The sequence below is a fragment of the Stieleria sp. genome, from assembly GCF_041595215.1.
Classification (GTDB): Bacteria; Planctomycetota; Planctomycetia; order Pirellulales; family Pirellulaceae; genus Stieleria; species Stieleria magnilauensis.
Genome location: NZ_JBFHKV010000213.1, coordinates 1 through 9,552 on the forward strand (window position 1 = coordinate 1; position 9,552 = coordinate 9,552).

At 61.5% G+C, this 9,552-nt stretch carries 1 protein-coding gene and 2 pseudogenes; 2 read left to right on the plus strand and 1 reads right to left on the minus strand.

What is annotated here, in order from left to right; all coding sequences use genetic code 11:
* A pseudogene (locus ABX749_RS10675) lies at nt 1-7,055 on the minus strand (hypothetical protein); the annotation flags it as partial.
* 618 nt (nt 7,056-7,673) lie between these two features.
* On the opposite strand from ABX749_RS10675, the gene ABX749_RS10680 reads away from it, so the two are divergent.
* A complete protein-coding gene (locus ABX749_RS10680) occupies nt 7,674-8,471 on the plus strand; it encodes a tetratricopeptide repeat protein (RefSeq protein ID WP_372895966.1) in 798 nt (265 codons plus the stop codon).
* A gap of 413 nt (nt 8,472-8,884) precedes the next feature.
* Nucleotides 8,885-9,552 (plus strand): annotated as a pseudogene (locus ABX749_RS10685) (acetyl-CoA hydrolase); the annotation flags it as partial.

Here is a 9,552-nt window from a genome sequence, read left to right on the forward strand (position 1 = left end):
ATCGGGTTGGCGGTTCCGATGATTTCGGGAACTTCAAGGGCCGTGAAGAAAGCGGCGTCGAAGCGGACTTCGATGACGAAGTCACCCGTGGCGGATCGCGAGAGCAACTGCGTGGTGACGAAACCGAGTTCGCTTTGGAATGCGCCGTTGAGCGCCGCTGCGATCGAACCGGCGGGATTGGCGTTGAAGTCCGCCGCGTCGACATTGACCGTCGTTCCCGGGGCACTTGCCAGTCCGAAGGTCAGGTTCCCGCTGGTGGCGTTGACGATGTCGTAATCGACCGTGATCCGTTGGACGGGAATGCGTTCTTCGTTGACCGTCAGTGGTTGGGCCGCATCGCTGTCCAAACGTGGCGAAACGTAGATGCCGGTCGCGACGTCGCGTTCGGCCAACAGCGAGTCGTTCGACGCGGCCAGGATGTCGCCGTTGAAATCGATCAGCTCGATCACCGTATCGAGTCCGCTGCTGGTGCGGTCGATGTCCAACCAGACTTCCGTGTTGCTTTCGGCGATGAAGGTGTAGACGTCGACATCGTTGCGGGTGGTGATCGCACCGTCGACGATGAATCCGAGTCGACGGTTCTCGTCGCCGGACTGTTCATCGGGGGCAAGTTGACCGAGGAACTGAGCTTGTCCCGGGAAGGAATTGGTGTCGAACACGGTCGTTCGCACCGGTTCTTGTTCGGCCACGGCGGCGACGTTGCGGTCATCGGCACCTTCGCGGATCGTCACGCCGTTCCACTGGCCGGCTTGGACCGCGTTGGGGGATTGAGCGACGGTCGGGTCAGACGCCAGCAGTTCCAAGAAGCTGGTCACGCGGGCGCTTGACGCGTTGGAATCGAGGACCCAGGAGTGGGCCGTGGTGATGTCGTTGGGGCCGAAGGTCGTGCCGAAGATCGGGTCGTTGCCTTGCGGCAAGTCATTCAAGTCGATCACGCCGGGGATCGAGTAGGTTTGCGTGCCGGCGGCGATCTGGGTTCGCAGATCGGCGAACCGGTCGGCCGCCCAGCCTTCATAGGTCGCACCCAGTTGATTGACGCCGTCGTTGGTGTAGAAGCCTCCATGGGAGAAACCGATCCGCAGCGGACCGTCGACGGTGTAGACACGGAAATCGGCTTGCCCCGGCGTTCCCACGGTGTACAGCACGTCGTCCGAAATCCCTTGGACGTCCTCATCCAAGTAACTGACCACTCGAATGTCACCCAACGGTGAGCCGGATTGCAGGTCCAGCGTGGAGAACAACGTCGGCAATCCGTTGATGAAAAAGCTGGTCGCGACCCAGTTGACGTCTCCATTGGGGCCGGTGTAGGTGCCCCGGCTTTCGACGCGGTCGTTCGCGATCAGGGTCGCGGGTTGCGTGATCGTCGTCGCCGACAGCGCGGTGGTGTTGCCGCCGCTGGTCAGGAAGGTGCTGTACTGGAAGACGAAGTCTTGGTTGAGCAGTTGTTGGCCGGTGGGCGTTTCGACCGTGGTGGCGCTGGAAACCACTTCGTTGGCGTCTCCGATCGTTGCGGTGAACGACCCGGTGATGGTCGCCGCGACGTCGTTGTCGATCGTCGTGCCCAAGTTGACTTCGGGGCCGGTTGGAAGCGTTCCGACCAGTGCGCCGCCGGTTCCCGTGCCGGTGTTATTGTCGTCACCGGTGATGACGCCGCTGATCACGCCGTCGTTGTCGGTGTCGACTTGTGCGAAGCCGTCGATGGTGAACCCGGCGCCCGAGAAGTCATCGGACAAGGCGGTCATGATGACGGGGAAATCGGGGTGGCCGATCAATTGCAGCGATCCGCCGATGCGATCGGCGATGTCACGGAATTCATCCGCGGCGGTCAGCAACGATCCGCCGACGACGATTCCGGCCGGATTGGTTTGCTCTTCGCCGGCCTGGGTCTGCAGTTTGACGACCAGTGATCCGCGGGCATCACTGATCAGCCGCAAACCGCCGTAGATGTGTTTGTTGGGAATTTCGATGGTGTCGGTGACGACGTGCACGATGTCGACATCGTCCCACACGCCTTCGGTGACCAGTTGGCCGCCGCGAACGGCCAAGCCGTTGATCGCGTTGCGCGTGATGGAGTTGTCTTCGATCAGCGGTCCGCTGTTGCCGATGATGTCGAACTTGTCGATCGATCCGATCGAGCGCCCGCTGTCAAAGACCTCCAACGCGTTGAGCGAGTTGACGTCGATCGAGATCGCCGCGGCTTCGTTATCGATGAAGTCGTTGTCGACGATGATCGGGGTGGCCGCGCGAACGAACACGGCTCCCGATGCGTTGTCGCTGCGTCCCACGCGGGTGCCGTTGAGCGAGCCGCGGCCGTCGGCGCTCTGCTCGATCCGGCTGTTGGTCAGACGCAGTTCGCCCTGATGGACTTCGATCGCGTTGAACGACGCAAAGCCACCTTCGATGCGGGTCGTGCCGCCGCCGCCGGCGATCACGGCATTGTCGATGCTGGCCGAGGAGCCATGGCCGATGTACAGTCCGCCCCAATCGCCGGGCGCGATTTCCGCAGCGTTGCCACGGTCATTGGTGTCAAAGGTGCCGCCGCCGCCGTAGCGTTGGTCTTCCAAACTGGTGATCACCACCGGGTTGCCGGAGGTGCCTTCGGCAATCAGGTTGGCGCCAAAGCGGGCCTCGATCCGCGCCGAGTCGACTTTCACGACGGTCGACGGATCGATCACCAGACTGGCGTCCAGACGGCTGCGGAGCGGGCTGGACGTGACCTGCATTTCCGCCCCACCGTTGGCCAAACGATCGGTGAACGACGTGCTGCTGGCGTTGAGCTGGGCGACCAGTTCGAAGGGTCCGGGGACGCCGCCCACGACGGTCGCACGGTACAAACGCCGCGCCACGGTCGCGCTGCCGGGTTCGACCGTCGGCAGCTGCTGCAAACGAATTCCACCGGTGCTGGTCGTCGTGATCGAAACCGTCGCATCGCTGGCGGCCGACTCCAAATTAGCGTCGGTCACGTTGGTCAATCGGTAAACGTAGGTGCCCGCCGGAACGGCACCGTCGGTCGGCCGGGCCGACAATCGGATCAGGAACGACGACGGGGCGCCGGACTGCAGGATCGGACCGCCGGGTGTGCCGGCGATGACCAGGTTTTCGGTCAGCACGTGCGTGATGTCGCTGTCGTCAAAACGCGTGCTGGTGGTGACCGATTCGAGTGTCGATCCGCTCCGCGTCCGCAGACGAACGAACAAACCGTTGATGCTGTTGTCGATCACGGTGTTGCCGTGGATCTCCGGTCCGACCCGGGTGTAATCGGGCGTGAACGGTCCGGATTGTTGGTACTTGGGATCGGTGAATCGATCTTCGCGGAACGTGTCCGGGGTCGCGGCGATCGCAGCGTCGGCGCTGTTGCTGATCGTCGAGTTGATGATCGTCGGACGCGTGATCGCCATGTCGATCGGTGAGACGACGACGCTGCGGCCGCCAATCGGCACGGCGCTACCACCGTAGCGAATGTCCGCGTATTGAATATGGTTGTTGAAGATGCCTTGGTCTTCGGGATTGATCCGCAGTTCGTCGGCCGTGTCGAGATCTCCGCGGAAATCGATGCCGCCCCAATCGCCCGGTTGCGCCGCCGGCAGGACGCCGATCTGGTTCCCGGTGCCGATCGAATCGTCGTTGATACTGGTGAAAAAGACGCTGCCCGGGACGATCGCGCCGGACTCATTGCGGGCCGGCAAACCCGTGCTGGCGACGAGCGTCGGCGTACCGAGCACCTGCAGGTTCGCACCGCTCAAATCGATCGTCGGCGCGACGCTGCCGACGCCCAACCGGGTGTTGCTGAACTTTAGGATTGCGCCGGCGTCGACCATCATCTGAATGCCCGCGGGCAGATTCAAACTGGTGCCGTCTTCCAGTGCCAATCCGCTGTCATTGACGCCGATGTTGTAGCTGAAGTTGTCGCCCGCGGTGTGCACCAATCCGTCACGACCGCCGTTGCCGAGCACGCGGATCGTCAGGTCCAAGTCGGACAGGTAACGGGTGATCGAGTCGGCCCGCTGGATGTCGTTCAGATTGCCCGACAGACGCAACTGGTTCAGTTCGGTCAGGGTGCCGTTGAAGGCCTTTTGTTTCAGGATCGACATGCGGCTGGCGTCGGCAACCGCCAGATCGATTTCATCGTACGCGTTGTTGACGTAGCCGATCGTCCGCGTCTGGAAGGCTTCGATGAAGGCCAGGTCACCCAGGCCCGACGGCAGGAACCCGCTGGCCTGACGCAGCGTCACGTTCCCCTTGTCGACGTAAAGCGTTTCGGAGGGATCGGACGGTTTGAACCAGTAGTTGAACGTTCCGCCGGGTGTGCCGTCGGCGTCCCCGTCGAGCGGGATGCCGGTGTTGTCGACCATCGTGCTGACGGCCGAGGGTGTGAAATCCACACGCAGCTCGTAGCTGCCTTGGCTGGTGCCGCCGAAGCCGGTGCCCGGAATCACGGGATCGTAGGTGTCGTTGCCCTTGGCGCTGACACCGATCATGTAGTTGCCGGGATTGACGTTGTCGATGCGGATCAACGAATCGTTGCTGAAGTAATCGTCGTTCTGAGCGATCTCGACGAACTGTCCGTTGGCGTCTTCGACGTACAGTCGCAGCTGGGTGTCCAACAGGCTGGGGGTTCCCAGTCGCTCGGCGATGGTTTCGATCGCGATCGATCCGGTCTGGTCGACCTGGAAGCGATACATGTCGATGTCGGTGCTGTCCGGGCGATACAGATACTGGCCGTGGACGATGTCCGCGTAACTGGGGAATGCCGGCTCGTTGTCCGTTCCCGGTTGGAAAATAAAGTCGGTGCTTTGGGTGACCGGTTGCGGCAGGTCGTCGGCATAGCCGTAGCCGAGCAACTGGCCGACGCCGAACATTGCCCCGCGGAAGAACTCGCCGCCGAATTGATCATCGATCGACTCGTCAAAGTCTTGGAAGTCCATCACGACCAGGTCATCGACACCGTCACCGTCGCGATCGCGCGTGACCACGGCCAGGCCGCCCTGGGCGCTGGCTTCGCGTTCATCACCGCCGTACAAGTCACCGACGACGATCGAAAATCCACCGATGTCGGCGGGGTCGCGATCGGAAACTTCGACAAACGCGACACCCAGGTACTCGCTGTAAAGCGACATCACCTCGCGGACGCGTTGTTTTTGTTCTTCGCTGATGATGTTGAAATAATTGGTGTCCGCGGTGATCCCCGGACGATTGGGGTCGTCGCCCAACCAACTGGCGACGAAGTCGTATTCGATCGTCGTGATCCCATCGACCGTGTCGGCGAATTGACGGACGTAATCCAACGGCACCACGCGATCGAGTCGCGAGGGGTCTTCGGCTCGGATCACCCGCGTGCCCGGGACGTCGGGGCCGGGCAGGTCCAATTCGAACGGTGTCTCATTGCGGATCTCGCTGACCAGCGTCGCCGAACGCGTCGTCGTCGCGCCGCTCAGACTCCACGTCGTGTTCAAGTCGTACGCGGTCAGGAAGCTGTCGCCGGCGCCGTCGGGGGCACCCGGGGTGCCGATCGGCAGCGTGATCTCTTGGGACGCCATCGGCAAATTTTCTGCCGTTCCGACCCGCAGCCGCGCGTTTCCGGTCAGCAATTGCCCAGGGGTTTCCGGATCCGGAATTCGAGAGAGTGCCCGCTTGTAGTCCAGCGTGGCAATGTTCGTGATGTTGCTGTACCGCACGGTGCCGGGCAAGGTGACCGTCCAGACATCGCCCACCTTGGTGTTCGTGATCGCACTGGCGGTGGGACTGATCCGAACGATCACGTCGTCGGTGTTGTCGACCGTGTCGCGGGTGAAGATCAGCTGATAAAAGTTGGGGTTCACGGCCGCCGACTGCAGCAGATCGTCGTCATTGAAGTGAACTTCGATCTTGCCGGATTCGGTTCCGAGGGTCCCGTTGGGTTGGCGACGGACCGGTTCGGGAACGACCGCGACCACCTGTGGTCCCAAGTTGATGTTGAACACCCGTGTCAAATCGGTGCCGTCCTGGAACGCTTCACCGTCTTCGCCACGCAACGCAAAATTCCCGGTGCCCAGCACGTCGATCTGGTAGATGTCATCCGGCAGCGGTTCGGCAAATCGAAAAATCACTTCGCGTGATGAATCGCCCAACCCGACATACCCGGGTTCGACCACCACGTCACTGACACCGCTCAGATTGATCGGTGAATAGTTGACCGTTCGTTGGCCGATCGGCGTCGACCCGTTGCCTTCCTGAATGGTCGCCTGGATCAGGGCCGAGGCTTGCGGGTTGGAGTTGATCGCGTTGACAAACTCGTCGGCCGTCGTCGGATCGGCGGAGAAACTGTTGAGCTGGACGCGAATCGTTTGGTCGCTGACGACGACGACCGGATTGGCCGGCCCGCCGAAGTTGCGCTGTTCGACCACCAGGTTGGTGCCGCGGCCGTCCAAACCGGGCAGCTGTGAAATCAATCGCACTCGGACCGCGCCGTTGGTCCCAAAGTCGGTCACCGCTTGCGCGGCGTTAGCCCCGTCGAGTTCCAACGTTTTGTTTTGCACGCTGGCGGACGAAGCGATGCGCTGTCCCGATGCCCCGCTGATCTGGATCGCTTCGATCAGATCACCCGAACGCAACGGATCACTGGTGTTGGTTCTCAAATCGCGATTGATCGCCGAAACCAAGTCCCGCGCCAGCGTCCGCTGCAACGGATTGGTGTTGATGTCGATCGTGATCGTGCGGCCATTGGTCGTGATGATCGGTGCCGACGTGCCGACGCGATTGGTCTCGGTAAACTCCAGCGTGATCCCGTTGCCCAGGCTGCCCGATTGACGGGCGCGGAATTCGAACAACGCCGTGCCGCCGGTTCCCATGTCGCTTGTGACCGACGCCGATTCAAACGTCCGGTCCTCGCCCGCACGCGTGATGCGAATCGCATCCAAAGTGCTCTCGTCGATCCGCGTGTTGTCGTCGAATCGGAAGACCAACTCCTTGGGCGAAAAGTTCAACGTGTCGCCGTTGAACAACAGATCGCCCTCGTTGGGCTGAATCCCGATCAGCTCGGGACCGGCCAGCAATTGGCGCGTCTCCAAACTCTCCATGAGCGACCGGCGTTTCTCGTCGCGGCGCTTCTCGCTGCGGCGGTTACGGCCCGCACGAGGTGCAGCGGCCGGTGGCGTCGTACCATCGGAGTGCAACCCGGAGTTGCGGCTGAGATGGGTGCGAAGGGAATGCGATGGTTTGCGGAAGGTCATCCAGAGGCCTCGTCATTATGCCCGGGTTGCGGGCAGTCAGTCTGTTGGGGCAGCACTTGTGGGGTTGAGTCCGGCAACAACACGTCGGTTGTCGGAGTTGACCCGTCTTAGGTCAAAAGTTGCAAAATCGATAAGCTAGGGGATCTGCGCTGTTGCGCGGCGGTACCTGGCACGAAGTGTAATTAGGTCGTGTGGAACCGCAATGAAAAAGGCGTTTTTCACGGGGTTTGGGCTGTCTACCACGATTGTTACGACCGTCTTAATCCGTGCAGATTGGCATTGCGAGCGAACACGTGCCCCGTTCGACGTGGTTTACGGCACGAAAGTTCCTCTCTTGCGTGGTTTCGGCGCGTGTTGATAGGGTTTGCCTGCACAATGCGACGCTCTTTGGACCGCGACGCCTCCGACGGGTCTCAGTTGATCCCCCCTGAAGGTGCGGTCGTAACATGTCAGGATGGCAGTTAAATGACTCTTCAATCTGAACAGAAAGCCACCTATCAAGGCGGTGGTTCCTGCTGCGGATGTCGATTTTTCACCCGCTGGCGCGCTGTGGTTTTTCCGCTGGCGCTTTTGCCAGTCCTTACATCGGTCGGTTGCAGCTGGACCGCGAGCGGAAAAAACGTCTTGGGCGCCCAGCTTCATCAGCAGGGACAGTACACCGCCGCGCTGCAGCAATTTCAGCAAGTGGTGGCGGACGATCCGACCAATCCTGACGGTTATTACAACCTGGCCGCCACGACACATCGCTTGGCGAGCCAGCGGAATGACGAATCGCTGTTTCGCAATGCCGAGGCGCTTTACAACCAGTGCCTGGACCATGATCCCAACCATATCGAGTGCCATCGCGGGTTGGCCGTGTTGCTGATGGACACCGGTCGTCCCGACCGCGCGTTCGCGTTGATCAAGAACTGGGCGTCCGGTAATCCGATGGCATCGGAACCGCGGGTGGAATTGGCGCGGTTGTACGAGGAGGCCGGCGAATCCCAGACGGCACTGAAATATCTCGAAGACGCGGTCCAGTTGGATGCCAACAACTCCAGAGCCTGGTTGGCACTGGCGCGGTTGCGGGAAACCGATGGCGATCTGCCCCAAGCCCTGCAGAATTATCAGCGGGCCCTGGCGCTCAATAACACTCAACCGATGATCGCCGAACGCGTCGCGGCGCTCAGCCGCCAAATCAATTCTAATTTGGACGCCGCACGCACCAACGCGAACAGCCAGATCGCCACCCCGCTGCCCTATCCGACCACCTCGCGGTATTAGTCCGCCTGCCGGACGGTCTGCCGATCCACGTCTGAAGCGTCGCCAAGGTTGCGACCGCAGGTGGGCGGATTCAGCACACCGGCCCCGACGTCCGGAATCGGCAACGCGACCGGTCGGTCAAAAAATGGGTTGGTCAAAAAAAAGGGTGGCTGAGACGGAGGCCCCCTGTCGGCGATCGGGAACGTCGGCGTTTTCTGCTCTCAGGTCGCGGGTTCTTGGCGGCACATTCCGAACCCTCGCGCCGCCCAATTGGATTGAAACCCGCTGGCGGCCGATCGATTGAATCTCCGTGGCCTAGCTTTTTAAGCACCGTGAGCGCCGCGAGATGAGAACGGCGCGGGTGATTTGTTGGGCTAGATCGAAGGCATCCCTGGAATCCGTTCGAGTCAGCCGATTTCCGACACCATGCTGCGATGGGGGCTATTTCAGTGGACTACGAAGGATTTCCCGTCTTGGACGCCGACGAGGTGGCCAGTCTGATCCCCGACGGGGCGATGGTGGCATTCAGTGGCTTCACCCCGGCGGGCGCAGCCAAAGCCGTGCCTCAGGCGCTGGCCCGTCGCGCACGGCAGGACCACGCCGCCGGGCTTCCTTACGCGCTGCGAGTGCTGACGGGGGCTTCGACCGGCCGCAGTCTGGACGAAGCACTCGCCCAGGCCGAGGCGATCCGCTGGCGCGCCCCGTATCAATCCTCGCGCACGCTGCGCGATCAAATCAATCGAGGCGACGTGGACTTCGTGGACATGCACCTGTCCGACGTTCCCCAGTTCACCCTGTTCGGCTTTTTCGGAAAGATTGATTTTGCGGTGATCGAAGCGTCCGAGATCACTGCGGACGGACGCGTCTATCTGACCAATTCCATCGGTGCCTCCCCCGCGTTCTTGCATTCGGCGGAACACGTCGTCATCGAATTGAATCGCGGGCAATCGCGTCGGATCGCCGAGATGTCCGATATCGTGGTCCCCAAGACACCTCCCTATCGACCCGCCATCGATCTGGATCATCCCTTACAGCGGATCGGCAAACCCTACGCACGCGTCGATCCGGACAAAGTGATTGGGATCGTCGAAACGAATGAGCC